Below are 20,948 nucleotides of genomic sequence, written 5' to 3'. Positions count from 1 at the left end.
ACTTTGGAGTTCATGATGCATATTTTCAACCATGGCAAATACAAAAGCTTACACGCACAATCTGTTGGCGAATTAGCGCAAATTCGCCAACAAGTCTTGTCTGATAACGAATTTCGTCCAACTTATCATCTTGCGCCTGATACGGGTTTATTAAATGATCCAAACGGTTTAATTTTTGATGGTGAAAATTACCATATTTTTTATCAATGGTTCCCTTATGCGGCCCTGCATGGTATGAAACATTGGCAACATGTGATCACAGCAGATTTTCAACATTTTCGTTATGCTGAACCGCTTATTCCTGACCAATTATTTGAATCTCATGGTTGTTATTCGGGAGGAGCGATCTTGTGGCAAGATCAGATTATCGCCTTTTATACGGGTAATACGCGTAATGAACAACAACAACGAATTCCACACCAAAATATAGCTATTTTTAGTAAAAGCGGCAAACTATTAGAGAAACGTTGCTTGCTCAATCAAGCACCTGTTGGTTATAGCGAACATGTACGTGATCCAAAACCATTCATTAGCACAGAAGGTAAAATCCGTTTTATTCTTGGTGCACAGCGCCAAAATGGCACAGGGACTGCCCTGCTGTATGAAATGCCTGATCTTGATAGTACACCTCAATTATTAGGAGAATTAACCCTCACACAGTTTAATAACCAAGGTGTTTTTATGTGGGAATGTCCTGATTTATTTCAATTAGCAGATAAATCTGTTTTTATTTGGTCACCACAAGGTAAACCACGCGAAGAACACTATTTTCAAAATAACTATCATGCCACTTATGCACTTGGTGTATTACAAGATAAAACCTTTCACACTGAACATATTGACGAATTGGATTATGGATTTGATTTTTATGCCCCTCAAAGTGTTTATCAGGGTAAAGGCATCTTTTATGGCTGGGTTGGATTACCCGACTTAACTTATCCAACAGATCGATATCAATGGCATTCAATGTTGAGTTTACCGCGCCAACTCACTTTACAACAGGGTAAACTCTATCAAAAACCCATTGCCCAACTGTACGCACAATTACATCCAATACAACAGTTTAGTATCCAAGAAGCACAAATTATAGATAGGCTAGACACTGCTTACCTCACTTTTACTCCACAAAATCAAAATTTCACGATGACATTTTTCAGTAATAGCGCACAACATCAACTTGTCATCAGCTACCACAATGGACTATTTAGCCTAGATAGAACACAGACAAAACAGACCGCACTTATGCAAGAGTTTGGCACACTACGCCACTGTGAAATCACTGAGTTATACAAAGTCGAGATCTTTTTTGATCGTTCCGTAGTAGAAATTTTTCTCAATGATGGGGAAAAAGCTATGACATCACGTTTCTTTATTGAACAACGCAAAAATCAAATTAGCAGCTCTCGCCCAATCATGGTTTCTGTGGCACAATTACCTGCAATTTCGATTAAATAATGGACTATATAACAGCGAAGCCATGAAAAATACCAGTAAAAAACGCGTTACGCTCAATGACATTGCCACACTCAGTGGTTTATCAACTACCACAGTGAGCATGATTTTGAATGGTCGTGGTGAAGAATTTAAGATTAAAGCTGAAACTTGTCAGCGTGTAAAAGCTATTGCACAAGCGGAAGGTTATCGTGTCAATATTTACGCAAAATCCTTGAAAACTCAACGCTCGAATGTGATCGGTCTAGTGATTCCTGATTTAACGAACTATGGTTTTGCTTATACGGCAAAAATGTTAGAAAAACAATGTCATGAAAATGGGTTACAACTTGTCATCGCTTGTTCTGACGACAATCCACAACAAGAAAAACTCGCAACTGAGCGTTTATTGGATCGTCAGATTGATTTTTTAATCACAGCTCCAACACATCAAGATCCCTATTATTATCAACAAATTGCTCAACAAACGCCCATTTTACAATTAGATCGCTATGTGCCTAATTTAGATCTACGTTACATTATTAGTAATGATAGTGACAAAATTGCTGAACTTGTTCAGTATCTTGCCCAAAAATATCAACCGAAAGAATTTGTCTATTTTGGTGGTCAATTTGCGCTCTCACCTAGTGAATCACGTTTACAAGGCTTTTTAACTGGACTCGCGCAAGCTCATATACCACCGCAAAACGATTGGATTTTACACCGCACTTATCAACCTGAGTCAGGTTATCAAATGTTAGCTGAAGTAAAACAGCGCTTAGGACGCTTACCTGAAGCAATTTTTACAGCTTCCTATACGCTACTAGAAGGAGTTTTACGTTATCTCACTGAACATCAACAAATGGATCATTTGCTCAACCGTCAATTACATTTAGCGACATTTGATAATCATGATTTATTAAATGCCCTACCATTTCATATTCATTCTATTAAACAAAATCATCAAGTTATTGCGCAACAGGCTTTTGCAACAGTACAACAAATTTTGCACGGCGAGCAAACTAGCAATATAAAAATTGACTGTGAAATTATTTATCGCAATTGATTTGACACTTCTTCCCTACTTACTCCCTTTTTCCTGAAAGGATTGCACCTTTCTTCTGTACGCTTTAATGATCTTTCCTTTCAAGTGCAGTCTGTTTTACGAAAATGTCTACTTTGCTAAAGTGCTTTTTCAATAAAAACGTGATCTACGCCGCAAAACTAAAACGTTTTAGTAAATTTATATTTCAAAACTAAAACGTTTTAGTTAAAATACATTTAATGTTTAAATATCTATTGATTAAGGTGACTCAACATGAACTTTCCACTTATTGCTCAACAAGTCATTGAAAAATTGGGCGGCAAAGAAAATATCTCAGCTGCCGCACATTGCGCAACGCGTTTACGCCTTGTCGTCGTCGATGAAAGCCAAATTGACAAAGAAGGGATCGAAAATATCGAAGGTGTAAAAGGTCAATTTGCTGTAGCGGGGCAATATCAAATTATATTTGGCTCAGGCACAGTTAATAAAGTCTATGCCGAATTAAGCCAACAATTAGGTATTGGAGATATGACCAGTGCTGATGTGGCAGCTGTTGGCAATGAAAAACAGGGCTTATTCCAACGTTTAGTGAAAGGCTTGGCAGATATTTTCGTACCTATTATTCCTGCTATCGTAGCAGGCGGTTTATTAATGGGTATCCACAGTATGCTAACGGCCAAGGGCTTCTTTGTGGATGAAAAAAACGTCGTCGATCTCTACCCAGCTATCGCCCACTTAGTAGACTTTATTAATACAGTTGCTAACGCGCCTTTCGTTTTCTTACCTGTGTTATTAGGTTTCTCTGCAACTCGTAAATTTGGTGGAAACCCTTATCTAGGGGCGGCACTAGGTATGTTACTTGTTCACCCAGCATTGGCAGATGGTTGGAACTATGCCTTAACCTTAGCCAATGGTAACATTCAATACTGGCAAATTTTTGGTCTAGAAATCGAACGTGTCGGTTATCAAGGCACCGTCATTCCTGTGTTAATTGCCTCTTGGGTATTAGCCACACTTGAGAAAAATTTACGCACAATTGTGCCTTCATTCTTAGATAATTTAATCACACCACTCTTTGCATTATTTATTACTGGGTTATTAGCATTCACCATTATCGGTCCATTTGGACGTGAAGCAGGTTCTTTAATTAGTACAGGTTTAACTTGGTTATATGACACACTTGGCTTTATCGGTGGTGCCATTTTCGGGACACTGTATGCGCCAATCGTAATTACAGGGATGCACCAAACCTTTATCGCCGTAGAAACTCAACTCCTGGCAGAAGTGGCACGTACAGGCGGTACTTTCATCTTCCCTATTGCCGCAATGTCAAACATTGCACAAGGCACGGCTTGTTTAGGTGCAGCCTTTGTCATGAAAGATCCAAAAGTACGTGGTATTGCCGTACCTTCGGGTATCAGTGCACTATTAGGAATTACAGAACCTGCGATGTTTGGTGTCAACTTACGTTATCGTTATCCATTTATCGCTGCAATGACAGGCGCAGGTATTTCGAGTGCTTTTATTGCGTTCTTTAATGTCAAAGCCATTGCCTTAGGTGCCGCAGGCTTACCAGGTATTCCATCAATTAAACCAGATAGTCTTGCGATGTATATTGTCGGCATGGCAATTTCTGCCACTATTGCTTTTTCTGTTACCGTGATTCTCGCTAAACGAGAGCAAATGAAGGCATAATCAAACAATCTCTACACTGAATGCCGTGAAGTTATCACGGCATTTTTCTTTTTTAACGCGTATAATAATGTTTCTATTTCTACGACGAAGGATCCTGAGTATGATGCATTTATACAGAATATTGCTGATTTGTGCCGCATTTTTCCCAACCATACTATTAGCTAAAATCAAGGTAGAGCAGCCTATTATTTTTCCAGCACAACCAGGGCAACCTACTGCCATTTTTATGCGGTTGCACAATAATAGCAATCAAGAAGTAAGCCTCGCTATTGCACAAAGTGCAGACAAAGCTCGCTTGGAATTACATGGTACACAGAATGGGAAAATGCTCGAAGTCACTGGTATTCAAATTCCAGCCCAAAGCACTACAGAGCTGAAACGAGGTGGTTTACATATTATGGTATTTAATCTTGAGAAACCGCTTGTAGTCGGCGATGACTATCCAATTAGCTTATTTTTTGATAATGGCGAAATAATTGATATCAAAGCTAAAGTCGTTTCGCCTTAAACTCATTAATCAGGAAAAACGTTTTTCTTCTGTTTAAAGCAGATTACAATAAAACTCTCTTTTTGGACTAACTTAATGGAAACATAATGCGTATCTTAGTGATTGGACCGTCTTGGGTCGGCGACATGATGATGTCGCACAGCTTATATCAAACCCTTAAACAGCAATACCCCCATTGTGACATTGATGTCATGGCTCCGAATTGGTGTAAACCATTATTAGCACGTATGCCAGAAATCCGCCAAGCCATTACGATGCCATTAGGGCATGGAGACTTTGCTTTAGGCGAACGCTACCGTTTGGGAAAAGCGTTGCGCGATCAATACGATATGGCGATTATCTTACCTAATTCATTAAAATCGGCGTTTATTCCTTTTTTTGCCAATATTCCACATCGTCGAGGTTGGAAAGGAGAAAGTCGCTATATTCTGCTCAATGATCTACGCAGTAACAAAAAAGCGTATCCAATGATGGTGCAACGTTACGTTGCGCTTGGCTATGATAAAGGAATGATTCCTACTGCAGAAAATTTAGTCTATCCAACACCTTACTTGCAAGTCGATCCTGTACAACAAGCAGCCACACTGGAAAAATTCAAAAACCAGACCGCACTTTGTCAACAACGCCCAGCCATTGGCTTTTGCCCTGGTGCTGAATTTGGTCCAGCAAAACGCTGGCCACATTACCATTATGCTAAACTCGCTGAAATACTGATTGAACAAGGGTATGCAATTCGTTTATTCGGCTCAAGCAAAGATGAAAGCGTCGGAGAACAAATTCGCCAAGCTTTACCTAAACAACTCCGTCAATTCTGCCTGAATTTAGCAGGACAAACTTCACTAAATGAAGCCGTCGATCTGATCGCAGATTGTGCCGCAATTGTAACGAATGATAGTGGATTAATGCATATTGCGGCGGCAGTTAAGCGCCCCTTAGTTGCACTTTATGGTCCAACAAGTCCAACCTATACACCACCGTTATCTGACCAAGCAGTGATTATTCGCTTAATTGAAGGCGGCTTAATTAAAGTACGCAAAGGAAAAGACAGTGAAGAAGGCTATCATCAAAGTTTGATTGATATTCAACCTGAAATGGTATTGGAAAAATTGACTGAGTTACTAAATAAAGTATGAAAATTTGTTTGATTAAGACCTCATCTATGGGTGATATTTTACACACATTGCCCGCCTTAACGGACGCTCAACGTGCAATGCCGAATCTAGAAGTCGATTGGGTGGTGGAAGAAAATTTTGTAGAAATTCCACATTGGCACAATGCAGTAAAACAGGTGATTCCTATTGCACTACGTCGTTGGCGAAAATCCCCTTTTTCTACGACAACACGAAATCAATGGAAAACCTACCGCACTTTATTACAAGCAGCACAATATGATGCGGTAATTGATGCACAAGGCTTATTCAAAAGCGCCTTTTTCGCTACCCGTTTAGCTCATGGCTGTAAACATGGTTATGATCGCCATTCCATTCGTGAACCGATCGCCGCTTGGTTTTATGATAAACACTACGCAATTAGCTATCAACAACATGCTGTAGAACGTATCCGTCAACTATTTGCGCAAAGTTTAGGTTATCCATTACCAACCACACAAGGCGACTACGCGATTGCTAGCCATTTTCAACAACAACCCCTCACAACACCTTATGTGCTGTTCTTCCATGGTACAACAAGAACAGATAAATTTTTACCTGACCACCAATGGCGTGAATTAGCAGAAAAACTGACCGCATTGGGTATACAAGTATGCCTACCTTGGTCTAATCCATTAGAAAAGCAACGTGCAGACTACATTGCACGAGGTCTACCTCTCGTACAGATTCTAGCCAAATCGAGTCTCTCGGAACTAGCCCAACACATTGTCGATGCCAAAGCCGTGATTTCCGTTGATACTGGCTTAGCTCATTTAACTGCGGCATTAGACAAACTCAACATTACCTTGTATGGCGCAACAGATCCCAAACTCATTGGCGCGTATGGCAAAAATCAACATTATTTAGTCGCTGACAGTATGGCAAATATCCATAGTGATGAAATTTTGCAAAAACTGACCGCACTTCTTGCCCTTCCCCATTAACAATATGGCGCAACCTCTATTTGCGTTGCGCCATATTGTGATATTAAAAGCGTCCTAATGTTGTGTACTTATCCCAAAAACCAAGCATTTCATTGTAATACCAATTGAGCACAAATGTCTGAAGCGATGCACTAAGATAAGCAACAGGGACTGCCTGCATATCATCTAACTGTAAATCTTCAGCCAATCGTTCTAATGCCACTTCTAAAGATTGATTTAACCAAGGTTTAACCATGCCCTGAGAGTGATACTGTATAGTTTTATATTCAATATTAGACAATGCCTTACGATTACCTCGTTTCACATTCTCCGTATCATAAAACGAAAATCCCCAAGCAGATTCATCATTGTATTTACATACTACCTCTTGCTCTGGCACACTTTGTCGAAAACGTGTCATCAAAGGTAAATTCGCCGATAATCGATTCGTATAGCGAGGATCCCAATACAAATTAACATGATTGTCTTGAGGATTATTCAACAAACTAGCAATAACCTGATGTTCTAAATCGGCTAATTTTTCCGTCGGCTGCAAATTTTCTGGCTTCACAATGCGTGGCGTGGCTTGAATGTGTGCTAAATCACCTACTGAAATCAATTGCTCCAATTTATACGTTGTCAGCTTATTTAACTCACTTTCAAAACCAGGACGATGATAAATAGGCTTATTTGGTTCCCGTTTTGGCGATAAACCACGCCAGTTGGTTGGCAATAAATAAATATTTGGCTGCTCTGCCACTTTATCTGCACGATGTCGCCACACACGCCCCGCGAGCTGAATAATAGAGCGTATAGAAGAAGGATCAACAATCGCCCAATCATAATCATGATCCCGTCCTACTTCTGTGACTGGGCTACCGAGCACAATAAATACATGGTTTTTAGCAGGATGGCTCGCTAAAGCTGAAATGATTTCAGGTTGCTGATATAAATCCTGTGGCTGATGACGATCTAATAAACGATCCAGTTTTTCTTCTAAATGAGAACGCAGTAATAATAATTGTCTAGAATGATAACAACACAAATGGAAGCAATAATCTGCCAGCTCATCACCTGCCTGTTGTTGCAATAGCGCTTGCGCTATCGGAATCATCGGTCTGATATTCGAAAAACGCACCAAACCAACACTGACTTTTTTCTGGGTTCTGCTGTCAATTTCACCATGAAAGCTATGTAATTTTGCCGCATTCTTCAATAACTGTTCAGCCAATAATCGATAATCAAACATTTCATTTTCATTAGGCGATAATGAGGGTAAAGTCAAAATCTCAGCTTTACGCCGTACAGGACTCTTCGCCAAATTTTCTGCACGCTGTAAGACAAACTGTTGGTGGTGTTGCATAAAAGCCTGCTCATTACCACAATCCATTTGTTGTTGCTGAAATTCATCTACCCAAGCACAACAAACGGGCAATTCTGCAACAATTCCTTTTTGTTGATTATAAATTTTACGCCCTGCTTGATAAGCACGAAATAAGCCTGTAATAAAATCTGGCGTGAGGGTTGCGGAAGAAAGTAATACACGACTGCCAAATAAGCCTGCTAAATGCACTAGACGACTCAACGCTGGTAAATCCTCTAGCCCAAAGTCATCGGGTTCATCCAAAATTAAATCTGACGTTAATAAACGCAATGTTGGCACAATATGGTGCCCACCGCGCACACTTTCGGATGCAGCAATAATATGATCTAAAGTACAACTGACGAGTGGTGCATACAGCAATTTCTTCATTGCTTGATCTTTCTTGGTTAAAAAATCTGAAATTTCTTCATTTTCGACCGCACTTTCAATATAAGCAGCCCCTTCAACTGTCATATTCTCGAACCATTGCTCGATACTTTCGCTCCCTTGCGCTGCTAGCTGCTGCGCTCGCTCTTGCTGCAACTCATATAATTTTCTGACCGCACTACTGCCCACTAACACCGCTAAATAATCTTGTTCTTTGGCATTCTTCAATTCCAAACGCTGGCTCAATGCGGTACCTGTTTGTAATGTCAGCACACGCAGACCTAAAGCAATCGTTAATCTCGCCCCTTTAGTAGGATCACTTAATGCATACATCATTTTGGCATTCGCAAACGTTTTGCCACAGCCTGTACTTGCCATATTTACACCAAAAAAGCCTTGTGTTTCACTGGCTTTTTGTATCCTTTTTGCCAAATTAACTACATTATTCTGCCAAGCAAAACGCTCCCTTGCAGGCTTAGCAAAAGGCTTATGTTGTTTAATATGCGGTAATTCTGTGCTGAATTTAGGCAGTAAACGCGCAAATCGACTTGCGCTCCGACACACCCCTAACAAGTGTTCATCTAAGCGTTGTTTTTCGTTGCCCTCATCATCCGTATTGGCTAATAAAGTACATTTTTTATCCCCTAAATCAGTGTTTCTCACTTGTGAAGAGTAATAATGATCACCAGCAATTAAAGATAAACGCGCTAATAACAAGACGAAAGGATCTTCAGTGTAAGAAGAGGAAAATAAGGTGCGATGATTGAGTGCTTTTTTTGCCCACCGTGTCATGACTTTTTGCCATGCACGGCTTTGTGTCACGACTGTGTTAAATTGCCAAAAACGTTGTGGTGTGGGATGCTGTGAATCATTAAACACCCAGCGTTCTATCGGACGATAATGACTAAAAAAGGAATTAAAATCACGTTTGCAGTATCGCCGTAAATCCCTGAGATAATTTTTATTCTTTGTAAAAAAATTTTCACTAAATGGAAGACGATGATGAGAGGTAATTAACCAAATCAGCACTTGAGCAAGTGGTGGTAAATGGGCAAAACCTGCAAAATCTTTTCGCGCCTCATCTGGAATAATATGGCTAAACCACTGAGGATTTTCTTGTTCAAATTCTGCCCAATTAACGAATCGCATTAACCAATCTCGATCCGTTTCACAACCAACAATCATGGCTTCAAATAAACGTGCTGAAATCCATTCATGTCGATATGGATCTGCAGCTTTAGGTGCATTATTTGTTTTAATTAACTTGTTCTGAAAACCAACACTCGACTTGCCTAAATCATGTAACAATGCTGCAAGTGCGGTCAAAATTTGAATAGAATAAGCATCTTTCCAATTCACTTCATCTTCAGTACGTAAAATATTGCGCTGAGTACGATTTGTTGGTACACGCCCTTGCTCGTTAAATTGACGCTTATCACCAACAATCCATAATAACTCTGTCATATTTTTACCATGTGTCCAATAACAAGCTACCGCTGTATTTTTACGTGCAGTTTGGCGCAACATCTTATATAGGGTTTCCAACCCTGCTTGCGTAATAGCTGTTTGCCATACGCGATCACCACAACGTTCCGCAAATTGATCTAAGATACGACGTGTTTCAGTAAGCGCATTTTTCTGACATTGACTAACTAACAGAATATTCATCCGACGCTCCTTGTAAGGCAAGTTGTTTCAAGGTATCAATGATAATATCCAATGCCCCAAAATGAAGAAGATTTTGGATACAAGCTTGGCGAAATTCTTTTTCTGACTCGCCATTTTGTGCGGAAATAAATGCTTGCGGTAAAATGAGACTGTCTTTAATAATATCCGCCGCATCAAACACCAATCCCCCTCGCCTTGTTTTGCCATGTAAAACTGCTAAACCATGTGGTAAGCCCAGTACCCAGCAAGCAGTTGCCCCTAAACCATAGGCTAAATAATTACCATGATCTAAAAACTGATTCACTGTATCAATACTATTCCCACGCTCACTCCGCTTAAAATCAGGATTATTCAGAGTTGCTTGATTTGCTAACGCATAAAGTTTTGTGGTCAAACGTCCTTCTGCTGCCAATAAGGCTTGACTATGTTCCGCACGGATAAATTCTTGTTGATATTGCTGTACAAGTGCGGCGAGTTTTTCAGCAGAAAAATGCCATTCTAATTTAGCCCAAATAACCTCTAACAAAGATAATCGACGTTGTTGTAATGTTTTAGCTACGGTTAAACGCTTCTCATCGTCAAACCAAAATCGGCACCACTGTTGCAAATATTCCACTGGACGATACTCACTTTGAGGACTAAAAAATTCACAATCAATTTCTGCTTCCGTTCCATTGAATAAAGGTGTACCACCGCCACTACAAAAACCCACCATCACCCCTGCTTTTGACAACTCACGCATTGCAGCTTGAGTAATTGATGTACCACTCCCTAATAATAGGCAACTAGTATTGGCAATAGGTATGTTCCAATATAATGATTCTTTTCCCTCATCAGTCACATATTCCACTCGCCCACCATTTAACAACACACGACAATGTTCTAAATAATAAATATTCGCTCGCTTAGAATGCATAATGGTTTTTAAATCTGATGAAGCAATATAAGGCGTCTTACGCACAAAGCCCTCTTTTAACAAACAATAAAAAATATTAAAATTCAGTTTAAATACCGTTAAATCTCTGTAACATGCTTAAATAACACCCCTTATTTTAGTGCATAAACTATAGGATGTTTAACATTCAAAAACAAATCAAGCCAAAACTGAAGATTTTCTAAGCCATCTATACGATGTTTAACGTTTTAAGATTAGATCAAGTCTTATTTGAGGATTTCTAAGCCATCTATACGATGTTTAACTAATAAATTTAAACGCCCCTTCTCTGCGTTGTTTTCTAAGCCATCTATACGATGTTTAACATGTGTTTGAAGTACAAACAACGGAAAAAGAGTTTCTAAGCCATCTATACGATGTTTAACACTATAGAATTCATTATTTAAAAGTATAAAAGTTTCTAAGCCATCTATACGATGTTTAACCAAATAGATTTTCAACTCTGCCCCATCTGCTATTTCTAAGCCATCTATACGATGTTTAACGGGAAATGTTTTTTCTATCTGGCGGCGCTCGGTTTCTAAGCCATCTATACGATGTTTAACCAAATAGATTTTCAACTCTGCCCCATCTGCTATTTCTAAGCCATCTATACGATGTTTAACGAAATTGATTCATCACGAAAAGCAAATCGAATTTTCTAAGCCATCTATACGATGTTTAACAAGAATCCAATCTATCAAAAAGAATCTTTTGATTTCTAAGCCATCTATACGATGTTTAACTCACATTTAGAAATGATTTTTATCTACAAAGATTTCTAAGCCATCTATACGATGTTTAACCTTTGCTGGTATTACATTTTATTTTTCCCCTCGTTTCTAAGCCATCTATACGATGTTTAACGTGTTTTTAGTTATTCTTACTCAACAACTTAATTTCTAAGCCATCTATACGATGTTTAACTATCTTTTACACTAATCCAGCCGTTGTTTTGTTTTCTAAGCCATCTATACGATGTTTAACACCTTTGGGAGTGTCCTGAGCCAAGAATTGGATTTCTAAGCCATCTATACGATGTTTAACGATGATTATATAAAGGTCAAGGCATATGTAGTTTTCTAAGCCATCTATACGATGTTTAACATGAAAAACACTCACCTTGAAATTGATATGGCTTTCTAAGCCATCTATACGATGTTTAACATCCATACCGTGCAGAAATCAAATTTGATGATTTTCTAAGCCATCTATACGATGTTTAACATCACGAATTAACATCGGCGGGTTATCAATTATTTCTAAGCCATCTATACGATGTTTAACGGTGTTCATCTTGATACTGGTGAACAGCAAGATTTCTAAGCCATCTATACGATGTTTAACAAAGAAGTAGTTGTGACTGGTTATGTGTTTGATTTCTAAGCCATCTATACGATGTTTAACACCCCAGCTTGATTCAATAAAGCGTCTATTTTTTTCTAAGCCATCTATACGATGTTTAACTACATAACACTAACAAAAATTCATTTATTCTTCAAATTGTTAAAGAACATCTGAAAGAAAAACCCTTTTTTACAGTATATTTATAACCCTTTGATCTTATTAACTAATTTATCTAGCTAGAAAAAAGGGTTATAAATTAGGGTTAGAAGTGCGGCACCGTTGCCTTACTGCTTAGCCCATAACTACTAAATTGAGCAATATAAGGCTGAGATGTTTTATTGGCTTTTATTGCCAAAATAAAACGTTGATTTGTACTTGCACTTTTTAAATGTACATGTGGAAAATAGGGCGTGTTTTGTTGGCGTTGTTGCATTTCCTCACGAATCCCTTCATGCCATTTATCAATACTTTTTAAAAACTTTTCCGTACGACTAATAGCACTTTGCCCTTTACGGCGGGCACGACTATAACAACGATACTCTATTGCTGAAGGCGTTTTTTTCACTTCACTAATTAAGGCATAATCTTGCAACCCCGCTTGTAACAATTGTAGATATAGCTGATCACAATCAGATTGGTTACCAAAAACACGCAAAATACCGCCAAGTGTGCGTCCTAATCCATAAGCGGGAAAAGCGACGCCCATTCGCCCTTCAAAGTGCGGTAAGAATTTATGTAATATTTGCATACAATGTCCAACTACTTCACTTTGTAGCATATCCATTTGCGGAATTGCTTTCAGTTCAATGTAATGGCTTGTCATAATTATTCCTTACCGCTTGCCCCAAAGACACCACCACGGATTAAAACACTCATCACATAATGTTGTTGTTCAATGCTTGGGGCTTCACCTTTAAGCACCCACTTATCAAATATCGTATAAAAATCCAGTTTTGCTTTAGGTTGGCGAAATGCGGTCCCTAACGTAGTCACTGCACCATAAGGTTCCGCAGCAATTGGGAAAGCCACTTCATCTGCATACCAAGTATCGATCGTGCGAATCGCATTACCCACTTTCTGGGAATGCATGCCTGCTTTTTGATTAATTTCATATAAAATTTTGCTTTTGCGATTAGTCGTTGAGTTATCTAACACAAGTTCTTGTGATGGATATACTTCTTGACCATACCCCATATTGGCATAAGCTGTGATATAAAGAATCACAAATTTTTCACCGAGTAAGCCTGATTTAATTTCAGCTGCAATACGTTGAATCTTACTATCTTCATATGTAAAGCTGTTTAATGAAAATTGTTTCGCATCATCAAAACGAATAATTTCCTCACCACACTTCACTTCTATTTGAATATGCTCAGCCCCCATACGATTACGCCATAACCAACGGGCATTAACGATATTCATTGCATAACGCTTAGCTAATTCATCAATACCTGTTTGCGTCAAATATTGCTGTACTACCGTCATCACTTGCTGTTGATAGTGCTGATCGTTACACACATTTGGTCGCCCAGTAAATGGCAGCACTTTCATACTAAAACTGGCAACTAGAGTATCTTTGTCATTATCTAACGTTGCCACATCAACACGCTGTAAATTCGCTTTTTCGGTTTCTGCATCCAATTTTGCGGGATCATTTGTAATCGCATTTTTAAGGCGATTCGAAATCGTACCACGCACTGATTTTTCACGGATGCGTAATGCGGTAAGCTCATCTTGATCATTTTTACTGTCTTTTTGGCTAAAAATCGCATCTGAAATATCCAAGTTACGTTCAAATGCTAATACGCTTGGGGTTGATAATTTACTCATTATTATTCTCCTTGTGAAATCAGATAAAGGTTATTTTGTGGAGCGCGATAGCGCCAAAAACATTGGGAAATATCTTGAGGTAAGCTAAATGGGAAAACCCACTTGCCTAAACTATAAATTGTTTCAACATATTGGCTTGGATATTGTGTCGTGCGGCAATGCTGTAATTGCCCCGCATCAAACAAAGGGGAAATCGCTTGATATCCCACAGGCATTGGTACTAGCCAGCCTCGATCTTGTTTAACACTGTAGACTTGCCAATCAAGTGAGCTTGCTTGTGGATGATTTGGAATATGGTGTAAGGTTGCCATTTCTAACAACGCATCAAGTGCAGTCGCTTCTGGCTGAATGTTGATTTGTGATGATTGTGCATTACCATCTTCATCCAAGAGATCAACACGTAATCCTGTTTGCAATTCTTGTGTAATATTAACTAGGTCTGCCTTCGCATCCATCAGCACAAAGGCGGGCATTAAAGCAAATGGAATATCTGGTTCTTCTGCTAAGCTAAATAATTGTACATCACCAATCTCTAAGACTGAACCACCTGCAATGCGCTGTTGCCATAATAACTGCTTACATTCCTGTAAGAACTGTTGTGCCGTTTGGCTTTGTTTATTTTCCAACGCATCATATAAATGTTGATCAGGTACATGCATTTCGACGACTAACGAAACATCTAAATGGATCTTACCTTCTTCAATAATAGAGGCAGGTTTACCATCTCGTTTGATTGGATTACGGGTTTGCTTAAAAGTGCGGTCAGAAAATGGCGAATTTTGATAGGTTTGTAGTTCATAATCGTGACACGCGATCATCACGCCACCTAATTGCACATTATGATGAGTTAACTTACGACTCAGTGCATGAATAGCGCCAGTAAACCCTGTTAATGCAGGAAAACCATAACTTAACGGACCAGAAATCGCATTGGCGCCTTGTAGCTTAATGTGATCAAATAAAATATAGTAATCAGTTTGAAACATATCTCCTCCTAGGGATGGCGTAAACGATAGCGTAGGGAGCGACGCATATTACGACGCCATTCGTTATATTCTGCATCAGCAAAATCATGTGCTAATTTAGGGAAACGGCGTTGTAAGCATTGGTTTAACCATAAAGCGAAACTGCATTCTACTTCTGCCACCCAATCTCCTTTTTCACGTTCTGCACGAAATGCCTCTTCATCAGCTAATTCTGCACGTTTTGGATCAAGCCAATACTTTTCATGCATATTTAATTGATATTCTTTCGACCACCCTGCTGGCTGTTTTTGTAATACACTTGCTGTACGTAATACAGCTTCTAGGATCATATTCAATGCTTCAATGCGCGTATCTCTAATTGTATAAATATTTTTCTTTGCCTCAATAACACTGTAGAGCTTATATAAACCCGCTCGGCAAATATAAGCTAATTCATCATTAAAAATGGTTGTACTAGAGAGATTAAGTCGCATAATTTTGTTGGGTTTAAAAACGGGGGGAAGGGAAGGGAGTAGGTAATGGTGTCCTTTCTGTGAACTATTTAGCTGAGACACGTTCTGGCTGTTACTTCCGCCTAGAGATACGATGGCTAATCCATTTATATAGAGATAGTTTTCTTGCTCTATGCTCTTTTTATATCGGCTATCACGTGCCTGCTTATTTTGTTCAGAATAGCGCTTTTGAGTGATTTTTTGATAAAACGCATTAGTGAGAGAAGAAGGATAAAGCGGAATTAAACAAGTATAATCGTCATCTCTAATGGCAGTATTACTATTTACCCAAAATAGTTGCTTATTTAATTCATAAGTATTTAACTGACTTAAATCACCCGCAAGCGCTTGTTGAAACTGTTTTTTATATTGCTCTGATAATGCTAAATCATCTGAAAAGCAGCCAGCTAACCGAGGATCATCAGCTAAAAGCAATTCTCGCAATGTAAGTTGATTTTCTTCATCAACAATAAAATTAAAAAATGCAGCTAAAGGTAAGGCTGAAGCATCGCCATTTGCATCTAACTCTAACTCTTCAATATTATGTGAACCAACATACTCAACCAGTATCTGCGAATTAGGCTCAAATTTAACATTATTTCCCCTAGAATCAGGATGGATGCCTTTAGAAATATGTGTTCCAAATTTTAATTGTTTCGCCATTTTATTAGCAGAATAGGCAATCCAAGTATCAAACCGATATTTTTCATCAAACTTTTGAATAAGTTTCAGTAATTCTTCAATTTCAACAGGATCTGTAGCCTTTTCTAGTTTCTTACGTTCTTTTCCAGATTTCTTAATATTTTGTTCTTGAAGGAACAAAGCTATTCGAGATTTGATATTATTAGACATGTCACTATACCTCTTTATAATTAGAGTGAGTAAATAATATACTAATAAGGTAAAGAATGTCAACAAATTTAAAGAAACAATAGAATAAAGAAAAATTTAAAAAAATAATGGAATGTAAATTTAAAACCGCCTAAAATCGGCGGTAAAACTTTTAAAGAAAAATCAAAAAAATAATTTTCTAAGCCGCTTATAATTTCAGCGGTCCTGCAAGTCTACCTTACTTTCCGTAAAATTCAAACTAACTTCTTCAGCTGATACAAATACGCCAGTGCTTGTTTTGGACTCAGTTCATCAGGATCAAGTTTTTCGAGCATTTCCCAAACTGCATGTTTACCATCATCTTCTTCCATTAGCGCTAATTCGCCTTGCGTTTGATTGAGTTGGCGTAAATCTTGAATGCGCTGGTCAGCATTTTGTTGTGATAGCTTTTCTAATTGTGTTAATTTTTGCTTTGCCAGTTTAATGACCGATCGTGGTACACCCGCTAAGGCGGCTACCGCTAAACCGTAGCTTTTGTTTGCTGCGCCTTCTTGTACGGCATGCATAAATGCGATGGTATCATTATGTTCTAACGCATCTAAATGTACATTTGCACTGCCAGCCAGCTGTTCTGGTAATACGGTCAGCTCAAAATAGTGCGTGGCAAATAATGTCAGTGAGCGTAATTTTTTCGCAAGCCATTCCGCGCATGCCCAAGCCAATGATAAGCCATCATAAGTCGAAGTACCGCGCCCAATTTCATCAATGAGTACCAAACTCTGTGCCGTGGCTTGATGTAAAATATTCGCCATTTCGGTCATTTCTACCATAAAAGTAGAACGCCCAGAGGCTAAATCATCTGACGCACCAATACGGGTAAAAATACGATCAATCGGTCCAATCAGTGCGTGTTCTGCGGGCACAAAACTACCCATATACGCCATTAAGGTAATCAATGCCGTCTGACGCATATAGGTACTTTTACCGCCCATATTAGGTCCAGTAATAATCAATAAATGACGTTGCGAATTGAGTTGTACTGGATTTGCAATAAACGGCTCTTTCAAAACTTGTTCTACTACGGGATGACGTCCTTGCTGAATATGCACACCAATCTCATCACTAAATTGTGGGGCGATATAATTTAAGCGCTCTGCTCGTTCTGCTAAATTTGTCAGCACGTCCAGTTCTGCTAAAGTCAAACTCGCTAGCTGCAAAGCGCACAAATGCGGTAATAGTTCATCAAAAATTTGTTCATACAACTGTTTTTCTAAGGCTAAAGCAGCACCCTTAGCTTTTAGCACTTTATCTTCGTAGGTTTTCAGCTCAGGAATAATATAACGTTCTGCATTTTTAAGGGTCTGGCGGCGTACATAATGCATTGGTGCTTTATGCGTTTGCCCTTGACTGATTTGGATATAATAACCATGTACTGCATTAAAACCGATTTTTAAGGTATCAATACCTGTACTTTCACGTTCACGACGTTCTAAATCTTCTAAATAACGCGTTGCGCCGTCTGACAAACTACGCCATTCATCAAGTTCTGCATTATAACCTTCTGCAATTACACCCCCATCACGAATTAACATCGGCGGGTTATCAATTAATGCGCGTTGTAATAAATCAAGTTGTTGGGCAAACTCACCTATCGGCTGTAAAAGTGCGGTCAGATTTGGTGAAATTTGCTGTTGTAAAATTTGACGAATTGCGGGAATTTGCGCTAATGCTGTGCGTAAACGTGTGAGATCGCGCGGACGTGCAGAACGCAATGCTACACGTGCTAAAATCCGTTCCATATCACCAATCTGGTGTAAATGTGGTTGCAGCTCTGACACTAAATCTTGTGTTAAAATTGCACTTATTGTTTGTTGACGCTGAGTAAGCTTTTCTACATCACGAATCGGTTGATGAATCCAACGCTTCAACAAACGACTGCCCATTGCAGTAACACACTTATCTAAGACTGAAGCTAACGTGTTTTCAGTGCCTCCGGCTAAATTTTGAGTTAACTCTAAATTACGGCGCGTTGCTGCATCCAATTGAATATTTTCAGTATGTTGTAAAAGTGTAATGCTTTGAATATGGGGCAGCGCAGTACGTTGAGTATCTTTTGCATATTGCAATAAACAACCTGCGGCGCATAAGCCTAAAATCGCTTTTTCAACGCCAAATCCACGTAGATCTTTGGTATTAAATTGACGATTGAGTAATTGTACTGCCGTGCCTAATTCAAATTCCCAAATAGGGCGACGGCGTAGCCCCTTGAAATGTTCAATGGCAGAAAAATCCGCAAGATCTTCACAATATAGAATCTCTACAGGGGAAATACGCTGTAATTCTGCTTGTAAACTAGCTTGATCTTCTGGCTCACTGATTTGAAAACGTCCAGAACTCATATCTAGAATGGCTAAACCAAAACGTGTTTTTTCTTGATACAGTGCTGCAATCAGATTGTCTTGACGTTCTGGTAACAAACTTTCATCACTTATGGTACCAGGTGTGACAATGCGTACCACTTTACGTTCAACCGGCCCTTTAGCTGTAGCAGGATCGCCGACTTGTTCACAAATCGCCACTGATTCACCCAATTGCACTAACTTAGCCAAATAACCTTCAACCGCATGATAAGGAACCCCTGCCATTGGAATAGGTTGTCCTGCGGATTGTCCACGCTTAGTTAATGAAATATCAAGCAATGCTGCCGCTTTTTTCGCATCATCATAAAATAGCTCATAAAAATCCCCCATGCGATAAAACAACAAAATATCGGGATTTTCTGCTTTAAGTGCGATGTATTGTCGCATCATTGGCGTATGCAATTCTAAGTTATCCATGCTTATCTCTATAATCAATAACAAAAGTGCGGTCTATTTTCGCATAAAATGGCGGGACAAAATATAGCTTTATCCAGACAAAAAAGCAGGCATTCTGATGATTGCCTGCTTTTTGTTTACTGTAAAAAAGAGTTATTTACATATTTCTTCAGTTTGTACCGATTTCACTGCTTTATTAATCAATTCCGTGAGTTGAATTTCACTATTCACTTCAGTATTAAAAATTTGTCCGCCCGTTAAATTCGCTAAACAATCAGTGGCATTCCAAGGTGAGTTAATACTCACTATATTGACTTTTAATTTTGGTCGACGTTCTAATTCTTGTTGAATTAACTGACAAGGATCGCGGAAAGTGCAATCACCATTACCTTCAGTAATTAATAAAATCAGCGCTTCTCTTTCAATACCATCCACCATTGCCAAGGCTTTCTCTAATCCTTCATAAATTGGTGTGCCTGGCACTTGGTTTTGACGGACTTTCATTTGATTGATTTTTTGTTTCAATGTTTCACGTTGCCCAGAAGTAAAAATACCATGCGAGACCGCTGCAGATGTTTTTTTACTTTTACTTAAACAACTTTTTAATTCCACTAAGCCAATATCAATATTCGGATCAATGGATGCTAAAATATTATTGACCGCCACTTTTGAAGCGGTTGAACGATTTGGCTTACGATACATATAATCAATGTCCTTTTGAGGAACCGCTTCACGTGCTAAGCGTTTATCAAAATCATCAATCTTTTTAATCCCTTCTTTAATCGTATAGCGCATGCCTGAGGCATTATTGAAAATAATCGCCATTTGCGGTGCTTCTGCAGGAATAATTTTCTGACGGCATACTTTCTCTGGTGGCGCAGGTTCCACTTTTGGTACTTCTTCTTTCGGCTCATCCACTTTAATAGGTTCAGGCGGTGTTTGCTTTGGCTGTTCAATAATAGGTTCTACTTTCACAGGCTCAACAGCAGGCACACGCAACCAGAACCACCATAATAGGAAAGCGAGCAGCATTAATAATAAAGGTAATAGCCACCAACACCAACGATGACGATTATTTGTCACAAGTACTGGCGTGACAGGCATAGGTTCAGGCGGCTTTTCACCAATCCCCCAACCCGTAATCACAGGTTCATTATTAACTAAATAAATTTGTCTCGTGTGATGACTTGCACCTTCAACTAATTGCGTTAAAAGTTGAGATTGTGCTGTACTAATCTGTCCTTTACTACTCAGTTCTTGATTCAGTTGACGAATTGCATTTAAACGCTGCATTAAGTGCGGTTGAATTTCAGCCAATTTTTTCTGATCAGCTTGGCTATTAGCTAATAATTGTGGCTGACCTTGTAAATCAGTATACCACTCAATTATTTTGTCATCCGCTTGCAGCACTGGACGCGCAAATAAAGTGACTGTGCTTGGTGGCAAATGGCGCAGTAAAATCCTTTCAATTTCCGAATAACGTGAAAGGAGTTCAATGGCTTCTTGATTTTCTGTTTGTATAGAAAAACGTGCTAAACGTTGCAT

General features: G+C 38.9%; 14 protein-coding genes and 1 CRISPR repeat array. Of the genes, 6 read left to right on the top strand and 8 right to left on the bottom strand.

The genetic code is table 11. The features are described from left to right. Positions 1-15: 15 nt before the first annotated feature. The 6 genes from ACFSAV_RS01070 (at position 16) to rfaC (ending at position 6,771) form a co-directional block, all read left to right on the top strand. Complete coding sequence (locus tag ACFSAV_RS01070; protein ID WP_379095258.1) at positions 16-1,455, top strand: glycoside hydrolase family 32 protein; 1,440 nt, start codon at positions 16-18, stop codon at positions 1,453-1,455. Positions 1,456-1,477: 22 nt separating this feature from the next. Further along, positions 1,478-2,497 carry a substrate-binding domain-containing protein gene (locus tag ACFSAV_RS01065; RefSeq protein ID WP_379095255.1) on the top strand — a complete coding sequence of 340 codons (1,020 nt, stop codon included), beginning with the start codon at positions 1,478-1,480 and terminating at the stop codon, positions 2,495-2,497. Positions 2,498-2,749: 252 nt separating this feature from the next. Next, entirely contained in the window at positions 2,750-4,171 is a 1,422-nt protein-coding gene (locus tag ACFSAV_RS01060; protein ID WP_379095252.1) for a sucrose-specific PTS transporter subunit IIBC, read from the top strand. Between the two features lie 100 nt (positions 4,172-4,271). Then, entirely contained in the window at positions 4,272-4,679 is a 408-nt protein-coding gene (locus tag ACFSAV_RS01055) for a copper chaperone PCu(A)C (protein ID WP_379095249.1), read from the top strand. A gap of 86 nt (positions 4,680-4,765) precedes the next feature. Beyond that, a complete protein-coding gene (gene waaF / locus ACFSAV_RS01050; RefSeq protein WP_379095247.1) occupies positions 4,766-5,812 on the top strand; it encodes a lipopolysaccharide heptosyltransferase II in 1,047 nt (348 codons plus the stop codon). Continuing rightward, positions 5,809-6,771 carry a lipopolysaccharide heptosyltransferase RfaC gene (rfaC, locus tag ACFSAV_RS01045; protein WP_379095244.1) on the top strand — a complete coding sequence of 321 codons (963 nt, stop codon included), beginning with the start codon at positions 5,809-5,811 and terminating at the stop codon, positions 6,769-6,771. The genes waaF and rfaC overlap by 4 nt, the downstream gene beginning before the upstream one ends. Before the next feature lie 43 nt (positions 6,772-6,814). Here rfaC and cas3f read toward each other — a convergent pair whose 3' ends face one another. From cas3f to ACFSAV_RS01005, 8 genes are all read right to left on the bottom strand, one after another. After that, positions 6,815-10,168: a type I-F CRISPR-associated helicase Cas3f gene (gene cas3f / locus ACFSAV_RS01040; protein WP_379095241.1), complete on the bottom strand. Its 3,354-nt coding sequence runs from the start codon at positions 10,166-10,168 to the stop codon at positions 6,815-6,817. Next, positions 10,149-11,129: a type I-F CRISPR-associated endonuclease Cas1f gene (cas1f, locus tag ACFSAV_RS01035; protein WP_379095238.1), complete on the bottom strand. Its 981-nt coding sequence runs from the start codon at positions 11,127-11,129 to the stop codon at positions 10,149-10,151. Before cas1f ends, cas3f begins: the two co-directional genes overlap by 20 nt. A 151-nt stretch (positions 11,130-11,280) precedes the next feature. Further along, positions 11,281-12,569: a CRISPR direct-repeat array (repeat unit 28 nt; unit sequence TTTCTAAGCCATCTATACGATGTTTAAC). A gap of 142 nt (positions 12,570-12,711) precedes the next feature. Next, positions 12,712-13,272 (bottom strand): type I-F CRISPR-associated endoribonuclease Cas6/Csy4, encoded by a 561-nt coding sequence (gene cas6f, locus ACFSAV_RS01030; RefSeq protein ID WP_101776177.1) that lies wholly within the window; start codon positions 13,270-13,272, stop codon positions 12,712-12,714. Between the two features lie 2 nt (positions 13,273-13,274). Further along, entirely contained in the window at positions 13,275-14,279 is a 1,005-nt protein-coding gene (gene csy3 / locus ACFSAV_RS01025) for a type I-F CRISPR-associated protein Csy3 (protein WP_379095235.1), read from the bottom strand. A 2-nt stretch (positions 14,280-14,281) separates the two neighbouring features. Beyond that, positions 14,282-15,265: a type I-F CRISPR-associated protein Csy2 gene (gene csy2 / locus ACFSAV_RS01020; protein ID WP_379095232.1), complete on the bottom strand. Its 984-nt coding sequence runs from the start codon at positions 15,263-15,265 to the stop codon at positions 14,282-14,284. Between the two features lie 8 nt (positions 15,266-15,273). Continuing rightward, positions 15,274-16,608, bottom strand: a complete 1,335-nt coding sequence (gene csy1 / locus ACFSAV_RS01015) for a type I-F CRISPR-associated protein Csy1 (protein WP_379095227.1) — start codon at positions 16,606-16,608, stop codon at positions 15,274-15,276. Positions 16,609-16,841: 233 nt separating this feature from the next. Further along, complete coding sequence (gene mutS, locus ACFSAV_RS01010; RefSeq protein ID WP_379095224.1) at positions 16,842-19,424, bottom strand: DNA mismatch repair protein MutS; 2,583 nt, start codon at positions 19,422-19,424, stop codon at positions 16,842-16,844. 132 nt (positions 19,425-19,556) lie between these two features. After that, positions 19,557-20,948, bottom strand: coding sequence for a hypothetical protein (locus ACFSAV_RS01005; protein WP_379095221.1), 1,392 nt, complete (start codon positions 20,946-20,948; stop codon positions 19,557-19,559).

This window comes from Pasteurella oralis, assembly GCF_042681465.1.
GTDB classification, from domain to species: Bacteria; Pseudomonadota; Gammaproteobacteria; order Enterobacterales; family Pasteurellaceae; genus Pasteurella; species Pasteurella oralis.
This window is presented reverse-complemented; position numbering and strand designations above follow the sequence as displayed.

Excerpts from the sequence above, each read along its gene's own strand:
- ACFSAV_RS01070 (WP_379095258.1), top strand. The coding sequence starts at position 16 with ATGCATATTTTCAACCATGGCAAATACAAAAGCTTACACGCACAATCT.
- ACFSAV_RS01065 (WP_379095255.1), top strand. The coding sequence starts at position 1,478 with ATGAAAAATACCAGTAAAAAACGCGTTACGCTCAATGACATTGCCACA.
- ACFSAV_RS01060 (WP_379095252.1), top strand. The coding sequence starts at position 2,750 with ATGAACTTTCCACTTATTGCTCAACAAGTCATTGAAAAATTGGGCGGC.
- ACFSAV_RS01055 (WP_379095249.1), top strand. The coding sequence starts at position 4,272 with ATGATGCATTTATACAGAATATTGCTGATTTGTGCCGCATTTTTCCCA.
- waaF (WP_379095247.1), top strand. The coding sequence starts at position 4,766 with ATGCGTATCTTAGTGATTGGACCGTCTTGGGTCGGCGACATGATGATG.
- rfaC (WP_379095244.1), top strand. The coding sequence starts at position 5,809 with ATGAAAATTTGTTTGATTAAGACCTCATCTATGGGTGATATTTTACAC.
- cas3f (WP_379095241.1), bottom strand. The coding sequence starts at position 10,168 with ATGAATATTCTGTTAGTTAGTCAATGTCAGAAAAATGCGCTTACTGAA.
- cas6f (WP_101776177.1), bottom strand. The coding sequence starts at position 13,272 with ATGACAAGCCATTACATTGAACTGAAAGCAATTCCGCAAATGGATATG.
- csy3 (WP_379095235.1), bottom strand. The coding sequence starts at position 14,279 with ATGAGTAAATTATCAACCCCAAGCGTATTAGCATTTGAACGTAACTTG.
- csy2 (WP_379095232.1), bottom strand. The coding sequence starts at position 15,265 with ATGTTTCAAACTGATTACTATATTTTATTTGATCACATTAAGCTACAA.
- csy1 (WP_379095227.1), bottom strand. The coding sequence starts at position 16,608 with ATGTCTAATAATATCAAATCTCGAATAGCTTTGTTCCTTCAAGAACAA.
- mutS (WP_379095224.1), bottom strand. The coding sequence starts at position 19,424 with ATGGATAACTTAGAATTGCATACGCCAATGATGCGACAATACATCGCA.
- ACFSAV_RS01005 (WP_379095221.1), bottom strand. The coding sequence starts at position 20,948 with ATGCAACGTTTAGCACGTTTTTCTATACAAACAGAAAATCAAGAAGCC.